The 26664-nt window shown below is 40.6% G+C and carries 18 protein-coding genes; 10 read left to right on the plus strand and 8 right to left on the minus strand.

What is annotated here, in order from left to right; all coding sequences use genetic code 11:
• Nucleotides 1-2 precede the first annotated feature (2 nt).
• Entirely contained in the window at nt 3-3962 is a 3960-nt protein-coding gene (locus tag PCIT_RS04815) for a response regulator (protein ID WP_010362584.1), read from the plus strand.
• Here the strand turns inward: PCIT_RS04815 and PCIT_RS04820 are convergent.
• Complete coding sequence (locus PCIT_RS04820) at nt 3950-4747, minus strand: M48 family metallopeptidase (protein ID WP_010362583.1); 798 nt, start codon at nt 4745-4747, stop codon at nt 3950-3952. The two genes, PCIT_RS04815 and PCIT_RS04820, sit on opposite strands and share 13 nt — an antisense overlap.
• Before the next feature lie 178 nt (nt 4748-4925).
• On the opposite strand from PCIT_RS04820, the gene PCIT_RS04825 reads away from it, so the two are divergent.
• Nucleotides 4926-6104 (plus strand): Bcr/CflA family multidrug efflux MFS transporter, encoded by a 1179-nt coding sequence (locus tag PCIT_RS04825; RefSeq protein ID WP_010362582.1) that lies wholly within the window; start codon nt 4926-4928, stop codon nt 6102-6104.
• Nucleotides 6105-6159: 55 nt separating this feature from the next.
• Here PCIT_RS04825 and grpE read toward each other — a convergent pair whose 3' ends face one another.
• Both grpE and PCIT_RS04835 read right to left on the minus strand, forming a co-directional pair.
• A complete protein-coding gene (gene grpE / locus PCIT_RS04830; protein WP_010362581.1) occupies nt 6160-6765 on the minus strand; it encodes a nucleotide exchange factor GrpE in 606 nt (201 codons plus the stop codon).
• 58 nt (nt 6766-6823) lie between these two features.
• Nucleotides 6824-7768, minus strand: a complete 945-nt coding sequence (locus PCIT_RS04835) for an HrcA family transcriptional regulator (RefSeq protein WP_010362580.1) — start codon at nt 7766-7768, stop codon at nt 6824-6826.
• A gap of 87 nt (nt 7769-7855) precedes the next feature.
• On the opposite strand from PCIT_RS04835, the gene nadK reads away from it, so the two are divergent.
• From nadK to recN, 3 genes are all read left to right on the plus strand, one after another.
• The gene (nadK, locus tag PCIT_RS04840) at nt 7856-8740 is read left to right on the plus strand and encodes an NAD(+) kinase (protein WP_010362579.1); all 885 of its coding nucleotides are present in this window, start codon (nt 7856-7858) and stop codon (nt 8738-8740) included.
• Nucleotides 8741-8803: 63 nt separating this feature from the next.
• Complete coding sequence (locus PCIT_RS04845) at nt 8804-9391, plus strand: hypothetical protein (RefSeq protein ID WP_010362578.1); 588 nt, start codon at nt 8804-8806, stop codon at nt 9389-9391.
• Nucleotides 9392-9486: 95 nt separating this feature from the next.
• A complete protein-coding gene (gene recN / locus PCIT_RS04850; protein ID WP_010362577.1) occupies nt 9487-11163 on the plus strand; it encodes a DNA repair protein RecN in 1677 nt (558 codons plus the stop codon).
• Between the two features lie 106 nt (nt 11164-11269).
• Here recN and PCIT_RS04855 read toward each other — a convergent pair whose 3' ends face one another.
• From PCIT_RS04855 to PCIT_RS04865, 3 genes are all read right to left on the minus strand, one after another.
• Complete coding sequence (locus PCIT_RS04855; RefSeq protein ID WP_010362576.1) at nt 11270-12685, minus strand: FAD-dependent oxidoreductase; 1416 nt, start codon at nt 12683-12685, stop codon at nt 11270-11272.
• Nucleotides 12686-12693: 8 nt separating this feature from the next.
• Entirely contained in the window at nt 12694-17154 is a 4461-nt protein-coding gene (gltB, locus tag PCIT_RS04860) for a glutamate synthase large subunit (protein ID WP_010362575.1), read from the minus strand.
• A 482-nt stretch (nt 17155-17636) separates the two neighbouring features.
• Complete coding sequence (locus tag PCIT_RS04865) at nt 17637-17984, minus strand: Grx4 family monothiol glutaredoxin (RefSeq protein WP_010362574.1); 348 nt, start codon at nt 17982-17984, stop codon at nt 17637-17639.
• 238 nt (nt 17985-18222) lie between these two features.
• Between PCIT_RS04865 and PCIT_RS04870 the strand changes: the two genes are divergently transcribed.
• The 4 genes from PCIT_RS04870 (at nt 18223) to PCIT_RS04885 (ending at nt 23772) form a co-directional block, all read left to right on the plus strand.
• Nucleotides 18223-18804, plus strand: a complete 582-nt coding sequence (locus tag PCIT_RS04870; RefSeq protein ID WP_010362573.1) for a Fe-Mn family superoxide dismutase — start codon at nt 18223-18225, stop codon at nt 18802-18804.
• A 203-nt stretch (nt 18805-19007) separates the two neighbouring features.
• Nucleotides 19008-20930: a PrkA family serine protein kinase gene (locus PCIT_RS04875; RefSeq protein WP_010362572.1), complete on the plus strand. Its 1923-nt coding sequence runs from the start codon at nt 19008-19010 to the stop codon at nt 20928-20930.
• 26 nt (nt 20931-20956) lie between these two features.
• The gene (locus tag PCIT_RS04880) at nt 20957-22240 is read left to right on the plus strand and encodes a YeaH/YhbH family protein (protein ID WP_010362571.1); all 1284 of its coding nucleotides are present in this window, start codon (nt 20957-20959) and stop codon (nt 22238-22240) included.
• Nucleotides 22241-22260: 20 nt separating this feature from the next.
• Nucleotides 22261-23772 (plus strand): SpoVR family protein, encoded by a 1512-nt coding sequence (locus PCIT_RS04885; RefSeq protein ID WP_010362570.1) that lies wholly within the window; start codon nt 22261-22263, stop codon nt 23770-23772.
• A 90-nt stretch (nt 23773-23862) separates the two neighbouring features.
• Here the strand turns inward: PCIT_RS04885 and PCIT_RS04890 are convergent, their stop codons facing one another.
• Together PCIT_RS04890 and PCIT_RS04895 are read right to left on the minus strand one after the other, a co-directional pair.
• On the minus strand, nt 23863-24834 hold the full coding sequence (locus PCIT_RS04890; protein WP_010362569.1) for a sensor domain-containing diguanylate cyclase: 972 nt from the start codon (nt 24832-24834) through the stop codon (nt 23863-23865).
• 4 nt (nt 24835-24838) lie between these two features.
• A complete protein-coding gene (locus PCIT_RS04895; protein ID WP_010362568.1) occupies nt 24839-25843 on the minus strand; it encodes a response regulator in 1005 nt (334 codons plus the stop codon).
• A 203-nt stretch (nt 25844-26046) separates the two neighbouring features.
• Between PCIT_RS04895 and tpx the strand changes: the two genes are divergently transcribed.
• Nucleotides 26047-26628: a thiol peroxidase gene (tpx, locus tag PCIT_RS04900; RefSeq protein ID WP_010362567.1), complete on the plus strand. Its 582-nt coding sequence runs from the start codon at nt 26047-26049 to the stop codon at nt 26626-26628.
• Nucleotides 26629-26664: the final 36 nt, after the last annotated feature.

Below are 26664 nucleotides of genomic sequence, written 5' to 3' on the forward strand. Positions count from 1 at the left end.
AAATGAGCGCGAAATTATTAGTTAACTTATTATTTTATATGATGAGCCTACTATTTGTATTATTGCTCAGTGCGGTGCTTTATTCGTTTCATATATCAAAACAAGAAATACGCACCTTAAACGCCATTAATACCCTACAAACTTTAACCAATGAGTTAAAACATAGTTCAGACTTATTAACCAATTATGCACGCAACTATTCAGTAACGGGTGAAAAACAATGGTTTATATTATTCAACCATGTTCTGGCTATTCGCAATGGTTACTGGCCCGCTCCCAAAAACCCAATCAACTACTGGGATAACCTAGCTAAAAATTCCGTGCGTCATTTAAGCAACTCCATCGACGAAAAAAACCACCTTTCTATCATCGAACGTATTGCTCAGACGGGTATCCGCCAAGAAGAAATTTATAACTTAACACTCGCACTTGACACTTCTGACCAGTTGGTAAAACTAGAAGAACGCGCGTTTACCTTGCTTCATAATCAATCAACTGACGGTAAAGCCGCTGCACAAGATATTCTCTTCGGGCAACCCTATTTAGAAGAAAAAGCCAAAATAATGAATGCAATTGCACATGCAAGTAAAGTGATTGATATTCGTAAACAGGCTCACAGAAAGGTATTGAATGAACAAGCCACTAACAATCAAATATTAGTGACCGCTTGCTTTACACTCACTTTTTTAATGTTCTTATTTTCATACATTATGCTTCGAGTTCGCTATTTCTTACCCATTAGACAGATCCACAAAGCGATTTCAGAATCTTTATATCAAAAGGCCAACACCCTGCAATTACCCACTCACCTTGCTGGAGAATTAGGTACGCTAGCTAAAATATTTAACACAACATTAAGTCAATTAAACAGTAAAATACAAGCCGCCGGAACAATAGAAAAGTACCATACGGCATTGCGCGGTCAAAACAAACTCAGTGACGTGATTCAAGAGTCGCTGCAATTTGTAGCGCTGCAATACGGCGCACCCAGTTGCGGTATTTTTATGTTTGAAGAAGATGACTTAAAACTACTGGAGTCTGCAGGAAGTGCTCCATGCTTTAATAAACATTCTCCCCATGTCAAAGCCGCTTTAAAAACTAAACAACCGCAATGTTTAGGTACTCCATCACAGACCTTAATTATTTCCAAAAATGAGCAAAGGCTAGAGCTTGCACAAATCCAACTATTTCCCTTAATAGTAAACGATTGCTGCATTGGTATTTTATATCTTGGCTGCGTATGCGAACTCGATGAATATCAGCGAGACAGTTTGGAACAAATAAGCCGAGAGCTGGCTGTTTCACTTGAAATCAGCAGTAATAACGCAAAGCAACAAGAAATAGAAGCCGCTTTGTCACAACAACTCGAATTAACACACCATATTATCAACGCGATCCCCAACCCCACGTATTACCGAGATAAGAATGGTGTCTTCATGGGTGTCAATCGGGCATTTTTGACATTTTTGAACCAGTTTGAAGTAGATGTGATCGGCGGAACACTCGACAATGTTTTTGATACAGGCACGGCGAGCTTATTTCATGCCCAAGCACAAAAGATTTTCCAACAGCAAATGAATGTAGAATTTGAACTTGTTACCTTAGATGGACAAGATAATGCGGTTGAGCTCATCGTATACGAAGCACCTTTTTTCAACAGCGACGGGCAAGTAGCCGGTATCGTAGGTATGTTATTGGACGTAACACAGCGCAACGAGTTAGAAAGAGAGCTTGTTTCATCAAAAGATCTCGCTGACCGATCTGCAAGGGTCAAAGGTGAGTTTTTAGCTAATATGAGTCATGAAATCAGAACACCTATGAATGCCATTATCGGTATGGCTCATTTAGCACTCAGTACTGACTTAAACCCAAAGCAACATAATTATGTGAGTAAAATTGACGTTGCAGCTAAACAATTACTTCACTTAATAAATGATATTTTAGACTTTTCTAAAATTGATGCTGGAAAGATCGAGCTGGAACACACTAAATTCGAGTTAGACCAACTGTTAGATAATGTAATGACCGTTATCAGTGTTAAAGCACAAGAAAAACAATTAGAACTCATTTTCGATGTACCAAATACGATCCCAAATAATTTAATTGGCGATCCGTTAAGGTTAGGACAAATTTTAATTAACCTAGCAGGTAATGCAGTCAAGTTTACTGAAAAAGGACACGTCTCAATACAGATCCGAGAATTAGAGCAAGCTGAAGAGACGACCAAAATCACTTTCTCTGTCATTGATACGGGTATTGGAATGAACCCTCAACAGCAACAGAAACTGTTTAAATCATTTTCCCAAGCTGATACATCAATTACACGAAAATATGGAGGCACTGGATTGGGTCTCACTATTTCTCAGCAATTAGTCAAACTGATGGGAGGAGAGATTTATATCGAAAGCACTTTAGGTGGCGGATCCACTTTTTATTTCACTTTGGAGTTATCACGTGATCAACATACGCAAAAAGTTGCTCTACCCACGCTTAGTACCACAAAAAACATTCTTATTGTAGATGACAATGCGCAAGCCATAGAAGTACTCCATGATATGCTCGTCAATATGAATGCCACTGTATCCTGTGCAGACAGTGCCATTAAAGCTATCGATATAATTACAACTGCTCCCAAACCTTTTGATGCCCTGATTATAGATTGGCAAATGCCTGAAATGGACGGCCTCACTGCTATCGAAATTCTCAATACTCGTAGTTTGCTTACCCATACTAAAGTTTTACTAACAACAGCGTATGGCCGTGAATTAGAGCTTAAACCTCATCAAAAATCATCTGTAGCAGGTGTCGTACTTAAACCGATAAACGCCTCTCATTTATTCGATACATTAATAAGCTGCCTCGGACCATACACACAGCCACATACCACTGTTGAACCTGTAAATGAGCAAGTATCAACAAGCTTGGGTGGTATCTCTATACTCCTTGCTGAGGATCAGCCAGTTAACCAAGAGATTGCTGTAGAAATTTTATCTAATTATGGGGCGAAAATTGATGTTGCGAATGATGGGGTAGAAGCTCTGAAAAAAATAGCTGAAAATAAGTATGACGTTGTGCTGATGGACATGCAAATGCCCAACATGGGAGGCATTCAAGCCACACAAGCAATTCGTAAACAGCCTAATAATGGCGACCTACCTATCATTGCTATGACAGCTAATGCGATGCAAGATGACATAACGCTCTGCTTAGATAGTGGTATGAACGATCATATATCAAAGCCAATAGATGTTCCTATTATGATAAAAACAATCCAAGCGAACCTTGGCTCAATGGTCAAAGGACATGAACCATGTCAAAATCAACAGTCACATGAAACTCTGTCTAAGCCTGATATACAAGAAAGCACCATTGAGCGTAGCTTAGAGGGTATAAATATTGAGGAAGGCATAGAGCGCGCAGCAGGTAACAAAGAAATATACTTTAATATACTCACTACTTTTTTATCGCAGCAGGTTGAAGAGTTAATTAATTTAAAGCAAGCTATAGCAATCACAAACTACGAATTAGCAGCGAATATTTTACATGCAATCAAGGGGGCGGCGGCAAATCTATCAATTTACTTCATCACAGAAAAAGCCAAAACACTCGAAATCCAATTAAAGGGGATGACTGTAGATATAGGTGAAATAGACATTATGATTGATTATGTCAATACCACACTCGCGAAATGTCCGCATGTCATAAATCAACAGCTAAATGACAATGCCCTCCCTGAGCTCGATACAAACTACATGCTAGATAAACTCGCACAAGCGCTGCAGGAATTCGATACCAGTGCATCAGATCTGGTTTTACAATTAACGTGTAATGAATATCTAACTCAAGATGAACTTGAGGAGCTAAAAATACTCATTGCACGCTTTGAATTTGCCCAAGCGCAAACTGCGCTTGGGAAAATTCAACATAAAATCTCTGAATCGAGTCCAAGTTATTTACATTGAGGTTTTTTTCCAGATTGCCATGCAACTCGCTTTAGCTTAGAAGCTTCGTCCATCTTAGATGTTAAGTTTGCAATTCGACTTTGTGGTGCGGGATGTGTGGACATAAATTCAGGCGGACGTTCTCCTGATGAAGCCGCTTCCATATTTTTCCAAAGCGCCACAGAACCCTCCGGTTCAAAACCCGCTTTAGCCATAAGGTCTAACCCAATAACATCAGCTTCACTCTCATGTGTTCGCCCAAATGGCAGCGCAACACCATATTGTGCACCAAGCCCCAATCCTTGCATAATGGCATTTCTATATTCAATATTACCCATTTGTAATGCCGTATTACTTGCCTGCAAACCAAACTGTAATAGACTATTTTGAGATACTCGTTCATTGGAATGCTCTGCAATAACATGCCCAACTTCATGACCCATTACTGCTGCCAATTGATTTTGATCCTTTGCCACATTTAACAGTCCGGTATGAACACCTATTTTTCCACCTGGTAATGCAAAAGCATTTGCGCTTGGCTCTTTAAATACCACGACTTCCCATTCTTGGTTTGCATAATTACTTGGTAGCTCTGCGATTAAGTGCGTCGCAATACATTTTACATATGCATTCATTGTTGGATCTGTTTCAATGGCTTGCTCTTTCTTCATTTGTTCAAAGCTTGCTGAACCCATTTCATTCATCTTTTGATCTGAATAAAGCGCGATTTGTGTTCTACCAGTTGGAGAGGTTTTACACCCTGACATTAATAAAGCGATAGCGAGTATTGAAATAATTTTTTTCATCGTATTATCCAAAATAAGTGATTACTGTATCCAGTGTAAAATACACGGGTTATCCCTCAAGATACAAAATAGTACTTTTATCTATAATAACTCAAAAGCGGCCTGTCTTGTCTCATTTGGTCATAAAGTCATTCAATATTTGATAAGATTACAACAAATGTAATTAAGATACACACCCATGATCCAAGATCACCCACTCGGCCGGCTACTCCTGCCGCTACTTGCTAGTATTGTTGCACTTACTCCCCTTGCGATTGATTTATATTTACCTGCAATGTTAGTTATTGCATCGGACTTGAATTCTGATTTGGAGAGTGTTCAGGTTTCATTGAGTAGTTATCTTGGAGGTTACGCGCTAGGCATGATGGTTTTTGGCCCGCTTGCAGACCGATTCTCTCGCACACGGCTTGTCCAAGTTGGTTTGTTCGGTTTCGCTATTAGCTCCATTGCACTCGCTATAACAAGAGAAATCGATGTTTTCTGTGCGCTAAGGATCCTACAAGCGTTTTTTGGAGCGGCAGCAACAGTCGTAGTACCTGGTGTTATACGGCATTATTATAAAGAGCAGACAGCCAAAGGCATGTCATACGTTTCTATGATAATGATGGTCGCTCCACTTATCGCGCCTACTGTAGGAGCTGCCCTTATGTTAGTTTGGCATTGGAGCGCTATATTCTTCGTCCTCGCCCTCTATGCCAGTACCCTATTATTCATTACACTCGCTACGAGTATTGATGTTCCAAAGTTTACCAATGAGAAAATAACCATTCATTTTTTCACTAAAAACTACTTGACCGTTTTTGCAAATAAAGCAGCTAGAAATGATATTTTGACCTCTATGTTAGTCTCTTTTGCATTCTTTTGCTTTTTAACATCAGTGCCTTTTATTTATTTGGACTATTACAACGTATCCGAACAATTATTTGGCGTACTCTTTGCTATGAACATTATTGCACTAATGTTAGGTAATTTTCTCAACACCCGATTAGTTCCTAAAATTGGGTCACGAAACATGCTTTATTCTGGCCTCATTATAGGCCTACTGTCCGGTATTGCCGTACTCGCTGAAAGCCTAGCCGATATGGGGGTATGGGTAATTGCCAGCACAATCGCACCGTTAATGATGAGCCTAGGCATAATTGCTAGTAATGCAGACGCTTTAATTTTAATCGCTTTTGAAAAACACACCGGCACTGCAACTGCTGTGATTGGTACCCTTAGATTTGGCAGTGGCGCGCTAGTCGGACCTTTACTAGCACTAGTACAACCTAACAGTACTATCCCATTTGCAACATTCATGTTTATGGCTGTCGTCCTGGCTGGATTATGCCAAATGAGGCAGCGTAACTTTATTTAGCGCATAAAAAAGGCCGAGTAATCGGCCTTTTTTATATCATGCATACTATCAAGTATTATTCAGCTTCTTTTGAAACCATAACCATTGCAGGACGTAATAAACGACCGTTTAACGTATACCCTTTTTGCATAACCGCCAGTACTGTATTTGGTGATACATCATTACTCGGCTGAATAGACATAGCTTGATGAAATTCCGGATTAAAGGTTTCACCTTGAGGGTTCACCATCTCAACACCGAACTTTGCAACTGCATCTGAGAAACTCTTCAGCGTCATATCGATACCTTCAAGAACTGGCTTCAACGTTTCATTTTCTTTGTCAGAAAACTCAATGGCACGCTCTAAGTTATCGATCACAGGTAACAACTCATTTGCAAATTTTTCTAATGCAAACTTATGTGCTTTCTCAACATCTTGAGCTGCACGACGACGCATATTTTCTATATCTGCTGCGGCACGTACTACGCTGTCCTTTTGATCTGCAATTTGCTGCTTTGTCGCTTCTAGTTCAGCATATAAACCTGCGATTTCTTCTTCAGTACTAAGTTCAACTTCAGTCTCGACGTCAGTTACCTCAGCGTCTTCGATTGGGTCATTTGCTTGTTCAACTGGCTCTACGATTTCTTGCTCATGTTCAGTGGCATTATTTTGCTCAGACATGTAAAACTTCTCCGATTCTTTACAATTGACGCTAAATATGGGGATTGAATCTATAGATTCAAGACCCAATGGTCTCAATTTGAGAAAATTCTCCAATGATAGCCTCAATAGGCGCATACACTGGACAAATTATACAAAATCGACTTTGATATTCACCCTCGGTAAAATAGGGAAGACTTATCACTAATGACTCCTCTAAATTCAGGGTACTTAATTCGTTTGCATATAGTACCGATATCCCATTTTTAAAAGCAAGCTTATCCTCTACCTGGTGTAAAAATGGCACACCTATATTTAATTCACTCTCCAGCTCCAGACTCTGATATAAATAGCGCTCACCAACCACAATAGTATTGTCAGTTCCAAGCTGCTGACTTAGCTCTCGAGTCCACTGTGCTAGTTGATCATGACACTCGGATGGTGCGCTATGTGCCATTGCACGCATTCGGTGTAGACCCTCAATTAAAGTTTGCTGACTAAAAACGGTGTTCATCCAAGCTGCAAATTGATAACGTAAGGCATCTGAGTCATTATTGGGTTTCTTTATACAAATATTATGAGACTGCCCTGCTTTATCTATCAGTAAGACAAGCCAAGACTCACTATCAAACCCTAAAACCTCCACTCTAAACACCAAACGAGAGCTCGCTTGTGGTAACCCTACACAGCAGCAAACTTGATACTTTTGACTTAAGCCATGTGCAAATTCAACCAACTGATGTTGCTGAGGCTGCCAGTAAGTTGCTATTTGAGAAAGCTCAAAAAACTCTTCAAACCAATATTTAAAGCCAGCCTCAGTCGGCACTCGTCCAGCTGAGGTGTGTGGAGAATATAAAAGCCCCTCACGTTCAAGTCTCGCCATCACATTTCGGACCGTCGCAGAGCATACCGCCATTCCTTTTTGTTTGGCAATTTTGCTAGAAGCTACAGGGCTGCCTTCATTGTCACAATAAAGGCCCATCACCGCTGTAAAGATTTGTTGGTCACGTGCTGTTATTTTCATATTATTTTAATGGTGACGTTAATTGTCAGTTTCAAGTGGTAAAGAATTCAGTTAATCTTGCGCTATAAAAGAAAAAGAGCCATTTCTATGACAACACCTTTTAAAACCATAGGTTTAATTGGCAAGCCAAGCCATGAAGGCGCCGCGTTGACATTACAACGCTTATATACCTTTTTGCAAGCATTAGGTTATGAGGTTTTAGTAGAATCTCGTGTTGGCGCGCAAATAGACACCATTGATAACAATTCATTAACGGAACTTGTTGAATTGGGCCGCTTATGCGACTTAGCTGTTGTTGTTGGTGGAGATGGAAATATGCTCGGCGCAGCAAGAGTGCTTGCTCGGTTCGATGTTGCTGTAATTGGCGTTAACCGTGGCAATTTAGGGTTTTTAACTGATTTAAGCCCTGATGGATTTGAAGCGAGTTTAGAGGCTGTATTGCGCGGGGAGTTTATTTCTGAGTCTCGTTTTTTACTCGAAGTTGAAGTCTATCGCCACGCAGAATTAAAGAGCGCTAATTCTGCAGTAAACGAAGCTGTTTTACACGCAGATAAAGTCGCACATATGATCGAGTTTGAAGCATTCATTAATGATGAATTTGTGTTTTCACAACGTTCAGACGGCCTCATTGTTTCCACCCCGACAGGTTCTACCGCCTATTCATTGTCTGGAGGTGGGCCTATTCTCACACCTGAGCTCAATGCTATGGCGTTAGTCCCCATGTTTCCTCATACTCTATCAAGTAGGCCATTAGTCGTTGATGCAGATAAGGAAGTTAGATTGAAGTTAAGCCTCTCGAATACTGACAGTTTACAAGTAAGTTGTGACAGTCATGTTGTTTTAGCTGTCTTACCGGGAGATGAGGTGGTGATTAAAAAAGCAGATAAAAAGCTGCGTTTGATCCATCCAAAGTCTTATTCCTACTACAATGTTCTTAGACAAAAATTAAATTGGGGCAGTAGGCTTTACTAACACTATAAAGATAACGCACAATAGCAAATTAGTATTTTTCTAAATTGGGAAATTATAAGAATTATGAGCTACATTGTTTTTTTCACCTTAGTATTATTAATTACTTTATTAGGTGTTTATGTGGTGATCGAAAATAATCGTAAAAAGGCACGTGAAGCCGAAAAAAAAATGTTCAACGATCGATTAAAGAAAATCACATCACAATTTAAATCTAAAACTTCTGAGTTTGTAGAAGCTAAAGCCTTACGTCCAAAATATTCACCAAAAGTGAATGCCATTGTTGGAAACTTCTTCGTCGTACAAGCTCATACTGAAGAAAACCTTGATCAACTAGAACGGATAGCAGAACAATTTATTTACTGTGTTATAAGTGAATTAAATAAGTGCAGAGAAAATGGCAACCTAGACTTACTGTCAGATCAGCTTCAATATTTTGTAGCTGAGTTACCAACCTCTGGCATCTCGTATAACAAAGAGTTTTATCAAGAAATTCTTCCTGCTTTGATTGTTATGATAAAGACACCTGAACAAGGGCCTAATAGTACACCTAGTGATGAGTCAAACCAGCATAGTGATGACTTATCAACAACACCTTTAGACGATACTAAAGCAACACAGAAAGTAGCAGCCAAGGCACAACCTGTTGCTTAGCTGTTAAGCTAAATTATAAGTAATTTCTATTTTCTGGTTGCATTTACACTAAGTACTGTATAAATTAACAGTAAACCACTGTTTGGATACACAGTATGCTAACTAATTTAGAAGTAAATGATTTTGCTATTGTCAGTGCACTCAATATTGAATGGCACTGTGGCATGACAGCGATCACCGGTGAAACTGGCGCTGGTAAATCAATAGCTATTGATGCGTTATCTTTATGCTTAGGCGAGCGTGCTGATCCAACAGCAGTTCGCCCAAGCGCTGATAAAGCGCAGATCAGTGCACACTTTGATATCAGCCAACTCCCTATAGCACAACAATTTTTAGCTGAGCATATGCTAAATAATGATGACGAAGACTGCATTTTGCGGCGAGTAGTCAGTAAAAATGGCCGTAGTAAAAGCTATATTAATGGTATATCAGTCACTGCGAGTCAGTTAAAAGAACTGGGACAATGTCTCATTTCAATCCACGGCCAACATGCACACCAATTACTTTTAAAGCCTGAACACCAGTTGCACCTACTTGATTCTTACGCAGGACACACACCGCTAATCAATGCTGTAAGAACGCAATATACCCATTTCAATAAATTACAGCGTGAACACAGCAGCCTATTAAAATTACAGCAAGCACAAGCAGCGCGCAAACAACTATTAGAGTATCAGGTTGCCGAACTCAATGAATTTGCAATCGCAGAAGATGAATACGAAGCGATAGAAATAGAACATAGTAAACTCAGTAATAGCCAAACAATTATTGACACCTGTCAGCGAGAGTTACAACACCTGTACGAAAGAGATGACCAAACCGTCCTGAGTCAATTACAACAAAGTGCACAGCAATTTGTCGATTTAACTGGGTATGATAAGGCGCTAGAACCCATTGCACAAATGCTCGACGAGGCTGCGGTTCAAGTTGAAGAAGCATGTAGAGAGCTGCGCAGTTATAGTGGCCGGGTTGAACAAGACCCTATGCGCTTACAAGAAGTAGAGGCTCGGCTATCGCAAGCAATGGACTTATCAAGAAAACACCATATCAAGCCACAGGAGCTATTCGAGTTTCACCAGCAATTATGCCAAGAGCTGGTAAACATTAGCTCTGACTCTGCGCGTATTGATGATCTTGAAATTGAAATTGCAGACTCGTTACAAGCCTATCAGTTGGCTGCACGCTCACTGAGTGAAAGCCGTGCTAAAGCTGCCACAAAGTTAAACGGCCTGATCTCCAAAAGTATGCATTCTTTATCTATGGATAATGGTCGCTTTGCAATTGAATTACAGCAAATGCCACAACAAAAACCAAGCAGCTCTGGCTTTGATAATATTGAGTTTTTAGTCTCAACAAACCCTGGGCAACCCTTACAAGCGCTAGGCAAAGTTGCATCTGGAGGAGAACTATCTCGTATTAGTCTCGCGATACAAGTTATTATCGCTCAACGAGTTACAACCCCAACTTTGATTTTTGACGAAGTCGATGTAGGTATATCAGGCCCAACGGCCTCACAAGTAGGTAAACTACTCAGACAGCTGGGTAATTCCACTCAGGTCATTTGTGTTACCCACTTACCTCAAGTCGCTTGCAGTGGTCACCAGCAGCAATTTGTTGCTAAAACAGTTAAGAATGGGCAAACATTCACATCGATGAAACCGCTTGAACACGCTATGCGTGTCGCAGAAATTGCGAGGTTAATCGGCGGCGATCAAATCAGTAATACAACCAAAGCAAGCGCCGAAGAATTGCTATTGGTGCAAAGCGCTTAACCAACCTCATTAGCAAAAGTATGAATTAGTGCTAACAACACTACACACTATTTAAGAAAAAAATAAGGCCCAAAATTGGGCCTTATTGTCTCCAGGGTATTACAAACTAAACATCTAAATAATCCAATATCCCTTCTGCTGCATTGCGGCCCTCAAAAATTGCCGTTACAACTAAATCAGATCCCCTGACAGCGTCTCCACCGGCAAAGATCTTAGGGTTACTGGTTTGGTGAGTAAAAGCACCTTGCTCTGGCGCTTCAATGCCTCCCCAACTATTAATCTCTACATCATACTGTGATAACCAATCTAAACTATGCGGCTTAAACCCAAAGGCCACCAAAACGGCATCAGCGTCTAAAATATGCTCCGACCCCGCCACTTCTTCTGCTCGACGTCGTCCATTTGCATCTGCGTCACCTAATTGGGTTTTAACCACCTTCACGCCGGCTACTTTCCCCTCAGCGTCTAATACAATCCCTTTTGGCTGAACGTTAAATTGGAACTCAATGCCTTCTTCTTTGGCATTTTTAACTTCACGACGCGAACCAGGCATATTCTCTTCATCACGACGATACGCACAAGTCACTTTACTCGCACCATGACGCACTGAAGTACGTACACAATCCATTGCGGTATCACCACCACCAAGTACAACAACCTTTTTTCCCGCCATATCAATATAAGGTTGTGTAGACTCATCATAATTCATCACTCGATTAGTATTACCGATTAGAAATGGTAAGGCGTCATGAACACCTCTGGCATCTTCATTTTCGAGTCCGCCTTTCATACTTTGATAAGTACCAACCCCGACAAATACAGCATCATACTCACTGAGTAATTCGTCCATTGAGATATCGGTCCCAATCTCTGTATTCAACTTAAATTCCACGCCCATTTCAGAAAACACTTCTCGACGCTTTTCCATTACTGACTTTTCAAGTTTGAAAGACGGGATCCCAAAGGTTAACAAACCGCCAATTTCTGGATTTCTATCAAACACAACCGGCTTGACGCCATTTCGCACCAAAATATCAGCGCAGCCCAGTCCCGCAGGACCCGCCCCTATTACAGCGACTTTTTTATCTGTCCAAACCACATACGACATATCGGGCTTCCAACCCTGAGCAAATGCCGTATCTGTAATATACTTTTCAATATTCCCTATGGTAACCGCGCCAAACTCTTCATTAAGTGTGCACGCGCCCTCACATAGCCTATCTTGAGGACAAACTCGCCCACACACTTCTGGCAAACTATTTGTTCTATGCGACAGTTCAGCTGCTTCAATTATTCTTCCTGTGCGAATTAGCTTAAGCCATTGTGGAATATAATTATGTACAGGACACTTCCATTCACAATATGGATTGCCACAGTCAAGGCACCGATCCGATTGAGAATTTACCTGATTGGTTGAAAATGGTTCATAAATCTCAACAAATGATTGTTTTCGCGTAGAAATAGGCTTCTTCCTCGGATCTACACGTTGAACGTCGATAAACTGATAGACATTTTCGCTCATACTTCCCCCTATTGAGCCTGAACACGTAATTCAGCACTACTTCGTGCTCTGTGGCCTAGTAAGCTATTTACATCACTAGATTTTGGTTTAATTAACTTAAACATCGGCAAGTACAATTCAAAATTAGCCAAAATCTGTTCAGCACGAGATGATCCTGTCAAATCAAGGTGCTCAGCTATCATTCCGCGTAAATGTTCTTGATGCGAGACGAACTCAGCTAAGCTAACCACTTCAACAAGCTCTGGGTTAATGCGTTTAGAAAAGTCATCGCTTTCATCGAGTATGTACGCAAACCCACCAGTCATGCCAGCACCAAAGTTAACACCAACTTGGCCGAGTACGCATACTACCCCTCCGGTCATATATTCACACCCATTGTCCCCCAGGCCTTCAACAACGGCATTCACCCCAGAGTTACGCACAGCAAAGCGTTCACCAGCTCTGCCTGCGGCATAAAGCTTTCCACCTGTTGCACCATACAAGCAAGTGTTACCAATAATGGTCGCATGATGGCTCGCAAAACTTGAACCAACTGGCGGTCTTATAACTAACTTACCACCAGCCATCCCTTTACCAACATAGTCATTTGCATCACCGACAAGCGTCATTTCAAGACCACCCGCATTCCATACTCCAAATGACTGACCCGCAGTACCATGAAGCTCAATTGCAACAGGATCTGCGGCCATGCCTTGATTGCCATGTTTACTCGCAATATAACCTGACAACATCGCCCCTACGGAACGGTCGGTATTACAAATACGATTAACGAGTGAGATACCACTTTTATCTGTAATAGCTTGCTTTGCTTTTTCAAGTAGCAGCTCGTTTAATTTACCCTGATAATGCGACACATTCGGTGCAGAACAATACAATGTTTCATTCGTTGGGTTACTTGGTTTAGCCAACAAATTAGATAAATCCAGCTTACTTTGTTTGTTGGTTTTACCTTCAATCATGTCAAGCAGATCAGTTCGCCCAATCAGGTCAACCAATCGCGTCACGCCCAACTGCGCCATTAACTCTCTGGCTTCTTGTGCTATAAATTTAAAATAATTCATCGCCATTTCTGGTAAGCCATGATAATGCTTTTGACGCAGTGTCTCGTCTTGCGTTGCAACACCGGTCGCACAATTATTTAAATGACAAATTCTCAGATATTTACAACCCAGTGCAACCATAGGTCCAGTACCAAAACCAAAACTCTCTGCACCTAAAATAGCCGCCTTGATTATGTCTAAGCCTGTTTTCAATCCACCATCTGTCTGTAAACGAATACGGTGACGTAGTCCATTCTCAACGAGTGCCTGCTGTGTTTCTGCCAAACCAAGCTCCCAAGGGCTTCCAGCATATTTTACTGATGTGAGTGGGCTGGCACCTGTACCACCGTCATAGCCTGCGATAGTAATTAAATCGGCATATGCTTTCGCAACACCCGTTGCTATCGTGCCAACTCCTGGTTCAGATACCAACTTCACTGATATCATCGCTTCTGGATTAACTTGTTTTAAGTCAAATATAAGTTGGGCTAAATCTTCAATTGAATAAATATCATGATGAGGCGGAGGTGAAATAAGTGTCACACCCGGCACTGAATATCTTAATTTCGCAATATAAGGGGTTACCTTCTCTCCGGGTAACTGACCCCCTTCACCTGGTTTAGCACCTTGTGCGACCTTGATTTGTATTACATCAGCGCTTTGTAAGTAATGTGGCGTTACGCCGAATCGACCAGATGCAACTTGCTTGATACGCGAGTTCTTCTCAGTACCAAAACGGAGCTTATCTTCACCGCCCTCCCCTGAATTTGAACACCCACCTAATCGATTCATAGCAATGGCGAGTGCTTCATGCGCTTCAGGAGATAATGCGCCAATACTCATTGCCGCAGAGTCAAAACGTTTGTAAAGCTCAGTCGCAGGTTCTACATCATCAATTGGTACTGACTCTTGCGCAGTATTAACACGCAACATATCCCGTAAGTTGGTCACTGGGCGCTTATTTACTAGATCTGCGTAGACTTTGTAGTCTTCATAATTCCCTGAACGCACGGCCACTTGTAAAGTACTCACTACATCGGGGTTATAAGCATGATATTCACCACCATGTACAAACTTGAGTAACCCCCCATGGCTGAGTAATTTACGCTTACTGTACGCGAGTTTATGAAGTTTACTCTGATCACATTCAAACTCTTCAAAAGACGCGCCTTGAATACGGTTCGCAACGCCTTTAAAACATAAGTTTACCAGCTCATCAGACAACCCAACGGCTTCAAATAACATCGAACAACGATATGACGCAATGGTACTGATCCCCATTTTCGACATTATTTTGTACAACCCTTTGTTGATGGCTGAACGATATGAAAGCGTTACTTCTCTATAATTCTTTTTAATAACATTATCATCGCACATCGCTACCAATGATTCGTATGCTAAATATGGATAGACTGCAGTTGCGCCAAAACCAAGTAGTACCGCATAGTGATGAGGATCTCGAGCACTGCCAGTCTCGACAATCACATTGGCGTCACATCTTAAGTTGGTATTGACCAGCCTTTGTTGTACCGCACCGACAGCCATTGCTGCAGGAATGGGTAGCGACTCCTTGGTGGTATTCCTATCACTTAAAATAACCATTACACAGCCCGATTGCGCATTACTTTGTGCCTCATCACACACACGTTTGATGGCATTTTGTAACCCTTCATCAGGGGCATAATTCAGGTCAATAACACATGAGCGATAATGTGTATCATCAGCATCAACTAATTGCTGCATATCCGAATAGGTCAGTACTGGAGAATCAAACTGGAGCCGCTTTGCGTGTCCTGTCGTTTCATTGAATACATTTTGCTCACGGCCGATACAGGTTGCTAATGACATCACGTGATTTTCACGCAATGGATCAATAGGCGGATTTGTTACTTGAGCAAACTTTTGTCTAAAGTAATCATAAAGTGAGCGAGCACCTTCTGAAAGCACCGCAAATGGTGTGTCATCTCCCATCGAACCCGTTGCTTCTTGGCCATTATCGCCCATAACACGAAGAACTTGGTCTAACTCCTCGTTACTGTAACCAAATAGCTTTTGATAAGTATGAAGCGTGGCTTTATCAAAACTACGTTGACCGGCGTCCTGCTTCTCATCTAATTGTTCAAAAGGTGTTAAACGCTTCACATTTTGTTCTAACCATGCCTTGTACGGATGACGCGCTTTTAAGTCTTGATCGATTTCATCTGACTGCCAAATTTTACCGTGTAAGGTATCAATCACCAACAACTCACCAGGACCTACTCGGCCTTTTTCAACTACCTCATCTGCCGCATAGTCCCAAATACCAACCTCAGATGCTAACGTAATAAAGCCGTCTTGTGTGATCACATAACGTGCAGGGCGTAATCCATTTCTATCTAAATTACATGCCGCAAACCTGCCATCAGACATAACAATACCAGCAGGACCATCCCAAGGCTCCATATGCATGGAGTTAAAATCGTAAAAAGCGCGTAAATCTTCGTCCATGGCTCTATTTTTCTGCCATGCTGGCGGAACCAGCATGCGCATTGCTCTGAACAAATCCATGCCACCTGCTAAAAAGAGTTCCAGCATATTATCTAGACTCGAAGAGTCGGAACCGGTCTCATTAACAAAAGGCGCTGCGCTTTGTAAATCAGGCAATAATGGTGAAGAAAATTTGTATGATCGGGCACGTGCCCACTGTCTATTGCCCGTAATCGTGTTTATTTCACCATTGTGAGCCAAATAACGAAACGGTTGAGCCAGAGGCCAACGTGGTTGTGTATTTGTCGAAAAGCGCTGATGAAAAACGCAAATAGCACTGGTCATACGCATGTCAGCCAAATCAAGATAAAAATTTGGCAGATCTGCCGGCATCATTAAGCCTTTGTATACAGTTACCAAACCTGACAAGCTAGAAATATAAAACTCTTTATCATGTTCTAGGCGTTTTTCTATTCTGCGTCGTGCAATGTATAGACGACGCTCCAAATCTTTTGGCCGCCAACCTTCTGGGGCGCTGACAAACACTTGTTCAAAAGTCGGTAATTGCTGTCGGGCGATCGGCCCTAACATTGACGGATCTGTCGGTACTTCACGCCAACCAACTAGCGTCAACGTTTCTTTTTCTAGTTCTTCGTTTATTACATCCCTAGATCTTGTGGCGAGTGCAGCCTCAGGATTTAAGAACAACATACCTACCGCATAATTCTTGCCTAAACGCCAATCATTTTCCGCCGCTATCGCTCGGAAAAAACTATCTGGTTTTTGCAGCAGTAAGCCGCATCCATCTCCGGTTTTACCATCAGAGGCAATTCCGCCCCGATGCTGCATACGATCTAACCCTGTGATCGCCGTTCTTATCAATTTATGGCTAGCCTGACCGCTTGTATGTGCTATCAAACCGAACCCACAATTATCTTTTTCTAGTGCTGAGTCATATAACATGGACTCCTCCCCTTGCTACCCCTGCCAGTGGATTAAACTGCTGACGATTATTACTGGCCGATATTCAAAATTAACGGGGATTTAAAACTGAGTCAACACATTTATGAATACATATTCATAACTATGAATATTTCTCATTGGTAAGACAAATTAACCAATTCGTTAAAAAACACTTAAAACTATCCGTATAGAATAAAAAAACAGCATGACACCAGTGTCATTGTGACTAAAAAGTGAATTAATATCGCACAGATATTCAGTTTACGTAAACGTAAAGCCAAGCTGCAGTGAATATATATTCATAAAACATCATTGATTAATGGGTGAAAAATAGATTCAGTGAATAATATGCAGGTACAACTACATAAGACCATGAATCAAAAAATAGGCAGCTCTGAAAGGGTTACTTGATGGAGGACTGTATTGGGCACAAAAAAGCCGAGCAATCCGCTCGGCCTTTTAAACTAACTAACTGACATTACTTATTCTGCAGCATCAGCTTCTTGAGTTTTATACTTTGCAGCAGTTTCTTGTATAAGCGGTTGCAACTCACCGCGCTGAAACATTTCAATGATGATATCACAGCCACCAATTAGTTCGCCTTCGACCCAAAGTTGCGGGAATGTAGGCCAATTGGCATAGTGCGGTAACTCTGCACGAATATCCGGGTTAAGAAGAATATCAACATAAGCAAACTGCTCACCGCATCCCATAAGAGCTTGTGACGCCTGTGATGAAAAACCACAGTTTGGTAACTTCGGTGATCCCTTCATATATAGAAGGATTGGGTTTTCTGAAATTTGCTCTTTAATTTTATCAATGGTTTCCATCTTTAACCTCAAAAATGACGATAGCTTCAGCCCAAATTAACAATTTATTGTTTAAAAATAAATCAACAGGGCTAGTTTCCTAAATAAGTGTAAGGCAACGCCATTGCTGTTTGCCAAAACTTGAGTAAAATACTCAAGAATTATAATATCACTATAAAGCCAGCTCGTATAGAAAAGTGCACTTAACTGCGCTATGTTTCGTATCGATTCTGGAATTAATAAACAATTGGAGAAAAAAATGGCATTTGTACTACCGTCACTACCTTATGCAATTGATGCACTTGAGCCGCATATTTCAAAAGAAACGCTAGAGTTCCACCACGGCAAACACCACAACACTTATGTTGTAAAACTTAATGGCCTAGTTGAAGGCACTGAGCTTGCTGAAAAGTCTCTAGAAGAAGTTGTATGTAATTCAGAAGGTGGCGTATTTAACAACGCAGCACAAATTTGGAACCACACTTTCTACTGGAACAGCCTTGCACCAAATGCAGGCGGTGAACCTTCAGGTAAAGTAGCTGAACTAATCAATGCAAAATGGGGCTCATTTGCAGATTTTCAGGCTGCTTTCAACGATAAAGCTGTTAACAACTTCGGCTCAAGCTGGACTTGGTTAGTGCAATTAGCTGATGGCTCACTTGATATTGTTAACACATCAAATGCAGCAACTCCGTTAACTGAAGCAGGTGTTACTCCAATCTTAACTGTGGACCTTTGGGAACACGCTTACTACATCGACTTCCGTAACGTACGTCCTGATTACCTTAAAGGTTTTTGGGCACTAGTAAACTGGGAATTTGCAAACGCAAACCTAGCATAAACACCTGCAATAAAAACTATTTGTTTTTTTGCAACAAAAAGGCGCTAAGGCGCCTTTTTTTATTCCTAAAAACCAGTACGTTATTCTATTAAATGTTTGGAATTTTTAGGCAAATTACCATTTTCACGTCTAGACTTAAAACTAACCTTTCCCACTGAAGATTAAATAGCTTTCCTTACTTAAGCAGGTTATTGGAGGTCGTTATGACGATATTTGAACACTACCAAGCCAGATATGAAGCAGCTCAAGAAGAAGAATACAGTATCGCTGAATTTCTAGAGATCTGTAAGAACGACAAGTCAGCCTACGCCAGTGCTCCTGAACGTTTGTTAATGGCCATTGGCGAACCTGAAATGATTGATACATCAAATGATGCTAGACTCAGTCGGCTGTTTTCAAATCGTGTGATTGCACGTTATCCCGCATTTAATGAGTTCTATGGTATGGAAGATGCTATAGAACAAATTGTGGCGTACCTAAAACATGCTGCACAAGGGCTTGAAGAATGTAAGCAAGTACTTTATTTACTCGGTCCAGTTGGGGGCGGTAAATCATCTATAGCTGAAAAACTAAAGTATTTGATGCAACAGGTGCCGATTTACGCCATTAAAGGCTCACCAGTCAATGATCATCCACTGTCTTTATTTAACCCCGTTGAAGATGCTGAACTGTTAGAAAAAGAGTATGGGATAAAACCTCGCTATTTGAAGACAGTAATATCCCCTTGGGCCACAAAACGTCTTCACGAATTCAATGGCGACATAACCCAGTTTAAAGTTGTTAAACGTTACCCCTCTATTCTGGATCAGGTTGCTATTGCCAAAACAGAACCTGGCGATGAAAATAATCAAGATATTTCAGCGTTAGTGGGTAAAGTCGATATCAGAAAATTGGAACACTTTGCACAAAATGATCCCGATGCATACGCTTATTCAGGTTCTTTATGCCTTGCCAACCAAGGGTTAATGGAATTTGTAGAAATGTTTAAAGCACCAATTAAAGTGTTACATCCATTACTCACAGCAACGCAGGAAGGTAATTATAACGGTACTGAAGGTATTTCAGCATTGCCATTTAATGGCATGATATTAGCCCATTCAAATGAATCAGAGTGGCAAACTTTCAAAAACAACAAAAACAATGAAGCATTTTTAGACCGTGTATATATCGTAAAAGTGCCCTACTGCTTACGCGTCTCTGAAGAGGTAAAAATTTACGATAAATTGATTGAAAACAGTGAGCTCGCCACGGCACCATGTGCACCGGGTACATTAGAGACATTAGCTAAATTTGTTTCCTTGTCGCGAATTAAAGAACCTGAAAACTCAAGCATCTATTCGAAAATGCGTGTATATGACGGTGAAAGTCTAAAAGATACAGATCCTAAAGCAAAATCCTATCAAGAGTATCGAGATTATGCCGGCGTTGATGAAGGTATGAATGGACTGTCAACTCGATTTGCATTCAAGATCCTATCTCGCGTGTTTAACTTTGATCATGCAGAAGTTGCCGCTAATCCGGTTCATCTTTTCTATGTGCTTGAGCAACAAATAGAACGTGAGCAATTTAATGCCGAGGTACAAGAACGTTACTTGAGTCACCTTAAAGGCTACTTAACCCCCCAGTATGTAGAGTTTATTGGTAAAGAGTTACAAACAGCTTACTTAGAATCGTACTCAGAATACGGGCAAAATATTTTTGACCGCTATGTCACCTATGCTGACTTTTGGATCCAAGATCAAGAATACAGAGATCCAGATACAGGCCAGCTATTTGATAGAGCAGCATTAAACGCTGAGCTAGAGAAAATTGAAAAGCCAGCAGGTATATCAAATCCAAAAGATTTCAGAAACGAAATAGTTAACTTCGTACTCAGAGCTCGAGCACATCATAACGGGAGCAATCCAGTGTGGACGAGTTACGAAAAACTACGCACAGTAATAGAGAAGAAAATGTTCTCTAACACTGAGGACTTATTGCCTGTTATTTCATTCAATGCCAAAACCTCTGCCGAAGATCAGAAAAAGCATGAAGATTTTGTCAACCGAATGGTAGAGAAAGGCTATACACAAAAACAAGTTAGGTTACTCTCTGAATGGTATCTAAGAGTGAGAAAGTCACAATAAGATTAATTCGACTGAGAGGGTGATTTATGGCGCATTTTATAGACCGTCGCCTGAACGGTAAAAATAAAAGCACACTTAATCGACAGCGTTTTATTAGGCGCTACAAAAAACAGATAAAAGAAGCTGTTTCTGATGCGATTAATAAACGCAGCGTAACCGATGTGAGTAGTGGTGAGAGTATTTCGATACCGCAAAAAGATATGAGTGAACCCGCGTTTCACCAAGGCAAAGGGGGGGATCGAGAAATGATCCACCCCGGTAATGACCAATTTACGACTGGGGACAAGATACAGCGTCCCCCTTCGGGTCAATCTGGTGGTGCAGGAGAAGGCGAAGCCAGTGATCAAGGTGAAGGCGAAGATGACTTTGTATTCTCAATCTCCAAAGACGAGTATCTAGACTTACTATTTGAAGATTTAGAGCTGCCTAATTTACAACAAAGTCAGCTTGATAAATTGGTGCAAATGAAAACCCACAGAGCTGGTTTTTGTAACGATGGTATGCCAAGTAACCTCGATATTGTGCGCTCATTACAGGGGTCACTGGCAAGACGTGTTGCGATGAGCGCAGGCAAGCGACGCAGACTTAAAGAGTTGGAAGAAGCGTTAGCGGAGTTGCTAAAAGAGCCCGTACCACCGCAACATCAAATCTCACAGCTGGAAAGTGAAATAGAAGGCCTAAAGCGACAAATTGCAGCTGTGCCTTTTATTGATAACTATGATTTACGTTTTAGAAATTATGAGAAAAAGCCGCACCCAACAAGCAAAGCGGTGATGTTTTGTTTGATGGATGTATCTGGCTCTATGGATCAAGGCACTAAAGATATGGCGAAACGGTTTTACATTTTGCTCTATCAATTTCTTACACGTACGTACAAAGATATCGAAGTGGTGTATATACGCCATCATACACAAGCTAAAGAAGTTGATGAGCAAGAGTTCTTTTACTCTCAAGAGACGGGCGGTACGATAGTATCAAGCGCACTGAAGTTAATGGATGAAATCGTAAAAGAGCGATATTCGCAAGGTGATTGGAATATCTACGCAGCACAAGCGTCTGATGGCGATAACTGGGCTGATGATTCACCCCATTGCACTGATATTATGACCAATCACTTGCTTAAAACAGTGCGTTACTACGCCTATATAGAAATTACCACACGGGCACACCAGAGTCTGTGGAGAGAATATCAAGCAATCGAAAATACGTTCGATAACTTCGCTATGCAGCATATTAAAAGTGTCGAAGATATCTATCCAATATTTAGAGAGCTATTTAAAAAGAATCGTCAGCAACAAGGCGCTGCCTAACCTTTATAGGAGGGAACTATATGAGTTATAACCCTATGAATGACGGACCTGATTGGACATTTGAGATGTTAGGTGAATATCAGGCCGAGATAGCGCGAGTAGCAGAGCACTACCGGTTAGATACATACCCTAACCAAATAGAAGTAATAACCGCCGAACAAATGATGGATGCATATTCGAGCGTTGGCATGCCTATTGGCTATAGCCATTGGTCATATGGCAAAAAGTTTATTCAAACTGAGCAAAACTACAAGCGTGGCCAAATGGGCCTCGCTTATGAAATTGTGATTAATTCAGACCCTTGTATCTCGTATTTAATGGAAGAAAACACATTACCCATGCAAGCATTGGTAATGGCACATGCCTGTTACGGACACAATTCATTTTTTAAAGGTAATTATCTTTTTAAAACTTGGACTGATGCACCATCAATCATTGATTATCTATTATTCGCCAAAAATTATATTGCAGAATGTGAACAGAAATATGGGATTGATGAAGTCGAGAATTTACTCGATTCTTGCCATGCACTCATGAATTACGGTGTTGATAGATATAAGCGTCCGCAACAAATCTCTTTATATGAAGAGCAGAAAAGACAAAAAGAACGCGAGGACTATTTACAGTCTCAAGTGAACGAGCTTTGGCGTACGATCCCCGTGAGCGCGCACGAAGAAAAAGTAAAAAGGATCCGCTTTCCAACAGAACCTCAGGAAAACATCCTTTATTTTATAGAAAAAAACGCGCCTTTATTGGAATCATGGCAACGAGAAATTATTCGTATAGTCCGTAAAGTATCACAATACTTTTACCCACAACGCCAAACACAAGTTATGAATGAAGGGTGGGCAACATTCTGGCACTATACTATTTTGAATCACCTTTATGATGAAGGCAAAGTCAGCGATGCTTTCATGTTAGAGTTTTTACAAAGCCATACTAATGTGGTCTATCAACCACCTTATAACAGTAAATTTTACTCTGGCATAAACCCCTATGCGCTTGGCTTCAATATGATGGTAGATATTCGTCGTATTTGCGAAAACCCAACGGAAGAAGATAAACAATGGTTTCCGGAGTTTGCGGGGAAAGACTGGCTAGATACGCTCCATTTTGCGATGGAAAACTTTAAAGATGAAAGCTTTGTGAGCCAATTTTTATCACCAAAGCTGATCAGAGACTTTAAACTATTTACAATAGTTGACCAACAAAAATCTCCTCATCTAGAAGTGGGTGCAATTCATAATGACGAAGGTTACCAATTTGTACGTTCCTCATTATCTGCACAATACAATTTAAGTAATCACGAACCTAATATTCAAGTATATGACGTAGATGTTCGAGGAGACCGGTCTTTAACATTACGCTACGTACCGCAGAATGACATACCTTTGGCAAACTCTAAAAAAGAGGTTTTAAAACACCTATATAGGCTGTGGGGGTTCTCTGTTAAGTTAGAGCAAGTGGATAGCGACGGGGCTAAGACAATCATCGGTCAGTGCCCTGCTGAGAATAAAGAAGCTTCTGCTTAGTTTGAAGCGTAAGCCCTGACGTCGTAAAATATCCGACACAATAAAAAAGCCCTGTTATTAGGGCTTTTTCACGACTTTAAATTACTCTTTTTATTTTTTCATATCAACGGTGTAACCAGTCACTTTATTTCTACCCGTTTCTTTTGAATGATACAACGCAAGGTCCGCAGCTTCAATCCACTGCTCATGCTTGTCAAAATCACTGGTATACACGGCAAAACCCACGCTCACTGTAATTTGTATTTGTTTGTTATCATAAAAAATGGATGACTTTTCAATCAAGCACCTTAAACGTTCAGCAAATATTTGTGCTCCTTCCTCATCCGTATCAACCAACGTGACTACAAACTCTTCGCCACCATAACGGCCGGCAGTGTCCGTTTCTCTTAGAGTTTTCTTTAGTAAATCTGAAATATGCCGAATTGCTTCATCACCACCACTATGGCCATACTCATCGTTGACGCGTTTAAAGTGATCAATATCAAACATTAACAAGCTACATACACCCTGACTACGCTTTAATCGCTTAAACTCTTTACGTAAGGTTGTTTCCCAATAGCCTCGATTGGCTAAAGTCGTTAAGCTATCAGTGCGGCTCATTTGTTCAAGCTTCTGATTAACTTGTTCAAGTTCAAGCTTATTCATTGCTTCATCAGTCACATCATAAATAATGATACAAATGTGCCCTACTTCACCGGTAATTGTACTCAAAGGAATAATGGTCGAACTTTGATACATATGGTCTGCTTTACCGGTGATTGGTCGGTAATTCTTAAATTTAAATATGTATGGTTGCTGTTCCCAAATAGTAAAAGAACGGTTTTTTAACACAAATACCGACTCTGTTTTGCCTCTAAACCACTGTTCATCAATACTTGGGAATAGGTCAAAAATATCTTTATCTTTAACGGCACTTGGCAATAACCCAGAGTGGTTTTCCATAAAACCATTCCAAATACATACTTTATAATCTCTGTCTAATACGACTAAACCAACATCAACCGTATTAAACATATCCATTAACCAATGGATTTCATTCATGTCAAAATCAGCAGCAGGCATAGTTTTAATCTTCTAATAAGTATTCGACTTTATACTTTAAGGTCTTCAATGAGTCCTCAGTAAATAGCAGCATTAAGTCACAGTTGATGTTGTGATTTTCAATTCCATAACTAATTTCTATAGCTAGCGTCCGTTGCCATCTAGATTTATTTGCTTTAACCAGATCTGATACGTCACAGTGCTGCCCGAGTACCACAGGATGACCTTGACTAAATGGCATATCCAGCTGCCTTGATAAACCTGTCAAAATCGAGCCAATCAAGATGTTACTAATATCCATTAATAACTCAAGTTCAACCTTTTCATTCAGTTCACCGTGGTAGTTCATGAGTGATGCGACTTCTTTGAAGCTAGAATCATTCAGTAGTAACAATGCTTCGCCCGATACCCCACCACCGATAAAGCCTTGGCAAACGCCCGACGTGCTTGCACTTGCATCAATAGCCTGTAAAGCCATATGTAACTCACTGACTTCAAGGACATTCACATTTGGAATTGGTAACTCTACAAATACATTCAACAGCCTAGCCAATAAATCACCCGCTTGGCCCATAGCTACATTGGTTAATTCTTGATAAATATCTCTGATCTCAGGGTCTAGTTGCTCACCTAATTTATGGACTAAACTTTCGCGAATAGCGCGATCTCGTATCCCATGGTGCTCAATGATTTCAGCAAGCTTTGTTGCATCACAGGGCTTGCGAATGAAGTCAATTGCCCCAAGCTCGATAACACGTTGATGTGCGTTAGGCTGAATGTCCCCAGACACCACAACCGTTAATACATTCAAATCTTGGTTTTGAATTTCTTGCAATACGCCATAGCCATCCATTTGCGGCATATTTAAATCTAGAAATAGAATTTCAGGAGAAAACTGTTTGATCTTTTCAATACAGTCTAAGCCATGTTCTGCAAATTCTACCTTAATATCCCAATCCTCAGGCAATGAGCGAGCCAGTTGACGGCGCGCTAATTTAGAGTCATCACATATTAAAACTAATGTTGACATAAAAGCTCTCTTTGCTCGAGTTGTTCTCAATGATCTGTAAATTGAGACTTAATGATTATTATAAGTTTTTGGTGGCTCAATTTTACGGCTAATGTTAATAAAACCCCTAACGATTTACAACGCAGTTATCCCGTAATACTTTGTTAGCGTTTTACAGTATAATACACTGACGCCAATTAAGATAACTCGAAAAGGAATACTTTATGCTGAAAGTCTCCATTATTGCCACAAGCTTGTTCGCTATGAGCGTATCTGCATACACTCTACCTGAAAACAAAATTGACTCAGGTAAAGTATATGCCCAAGAGAAGCCAATCACATTACTGGGCCAAGGTGTTACCGAAGGTCAAAAAGCCCCTGATTTTAAGGTTGTTAACGATGCATTTGTTCCTGTGAAATTATCGGACTTTCAAGGTAAAGCTGTTTTGATAAGTGTTGTGCCAAGCTTAGACACAGGTATTTGTAGCCTACAAACCAAACACTTCAATGAGCAAGTCGCTAAGACTTTTTCAAATATTGAAATGCTAACAATCAGTGCTGACTTACCATTTGCCCAAAAGCGCTTTTGTAAGCAAGAAAACATCGACAAGGTCGTAACTTTATCTGACTCGGTATGGCGAAACTTTGGTGAAAACTATGGCTTATATATTAAAGATATGGGGCTACTTAGCCGAGCTGTTTTTATCCTCGATAAAGAACATAACATTGTTTATAAACAACTAGTTAAAAATTTAGCTACTGAACCTGATTACAGTCAAGTCGTCGAGAAACTAAAAACATTATAAAAAAAGACCCTGTAAATAATTCTGTGTAACTGCTCT

Source organism: Pseudoalteromonas citrea (genome assembly GCF_000238375.3).
Lineage (GTDB): Bacteria > Pseudomonadota > Gammaproteobacteria > Enterobacterales > Alteromonadaceae > Pseudoalteromonas > Pseudoalteromonas citrea.

Coding starts and splice junctions, on each gene's coding strand:
- nadK (WP_010362579.1), top strand. CDS start 7,856: ATGACAACACCTTTTAAAACCATAGGTTTAATTGGCAAGCCAAGCCAT.
- PCIT_RS04870 (WP_010362573.1), top strand. CDS start 18,223: ATGGCATTTGTACTACCGTCACTACCTTATGCAATTGATGCACTTGAG.
- grpE (WP_010362581.1), bottom strand. CDS start 6,765: ATGTCTGAGCAAAATAATGCCACTGAACATGAGCAAGAAATCGTAGAG.
- PCIT_RS04825 (WP_010362582.1), top strand. CDS start 4,926: ATGATCCAAGATCACCCACTCGGCCGGCTACTCCTGCCGCTACTTGCT.
- tpx (WP_010362567.1), top strand. CDS start 26,047: ATGCTGAAAGTCTCCATTATTGCCACAAGCTTGTTCGCTATGAGCGTA.
- PCIT_RS04865 (WP_010362574.1), bottom strand. CDS start 17,984: ATGGAAACCATTGATAAAATTAAAGAGCAAATTTCAGAAAACCCAATC.
- PCIT_RS04885 (WP_010362570.1), top strand. CDS start 22,261: ATGAGTTATAACCCTATGAATGACGGACCTGATTGGACATTTGAGATG.
- PCIT_RS04880 (WP_010362571.1), top strand. CDS start 20,957: ATGGCGCATTTTATAGACCGTCGCCTGAACGGTAAAAATAAAAGCACA.
- PCIT_RS04890 (WP_010362569.1), bottom strand. CDS start 24,834: ATGCCTGCTGCTGATTTTGACATGAATGAAATCCATTGGTTAATGGAT.
- PCIT_RS04820 (WP_010362583.1), bottom strand. CDS start 4,747: ATGAAAAAAATTATTTCAATACTCGCTATCGCTTTATTAATGTCAGGG.
- PCIT_RS04875 (WP_010362572.1), top strand. CDS start 19,008: ATGACGATATTTGAACACTACCAAGCCAGATATGAAGCAGCTCAAGAA.
- recN (WP_010362577.1), top strand. CDS start 9,487: ATGCTAACTAATTTAGAAGTAAATGATTTTGCTATTGTCAGTGCACTC.
- gltB (WP_010362575.1), bottom strand. CDS start 17,154: ATGTTATATGACTCAGCACTAGAAAAAGATAATTGTGGGTTCGGTTTG.
- PCIT_RS04855 (WP_010362576.1), bottom strand. CDS start 12,685: ATGAGCGAAAATGTCTATCAGTTTATCGACGTTCAACGTGTAGATCCG.
- PCIT_RS04895 (WP_010362568.1), bottom strand. CDS start 25,843: ATGTCAACATTAGTTTTAATATGTGATGACTCTAAATTAGCGCGCCGT.
- PCIT_RS04815 (WP_010362584.1), top strand. CDS start 3: ATGAGCGCGAAATTATTAGTTAACTTATTATTTTATATGATGAGCCTA.
- PCIT_RS04845 (WP_010362578.1), top strand. CDS start 8,804: ATGAGCTACATTGTTTTTTTCACCTTAGTATTATTAATTACTTTATTA.
- PCIT_RS04835 (WP_010362580.1), bottom strand. CDS start 7,768: ATGAAAATAACAGCACGTGACCAACAAATCTTTACAGCGGTGATGGGC.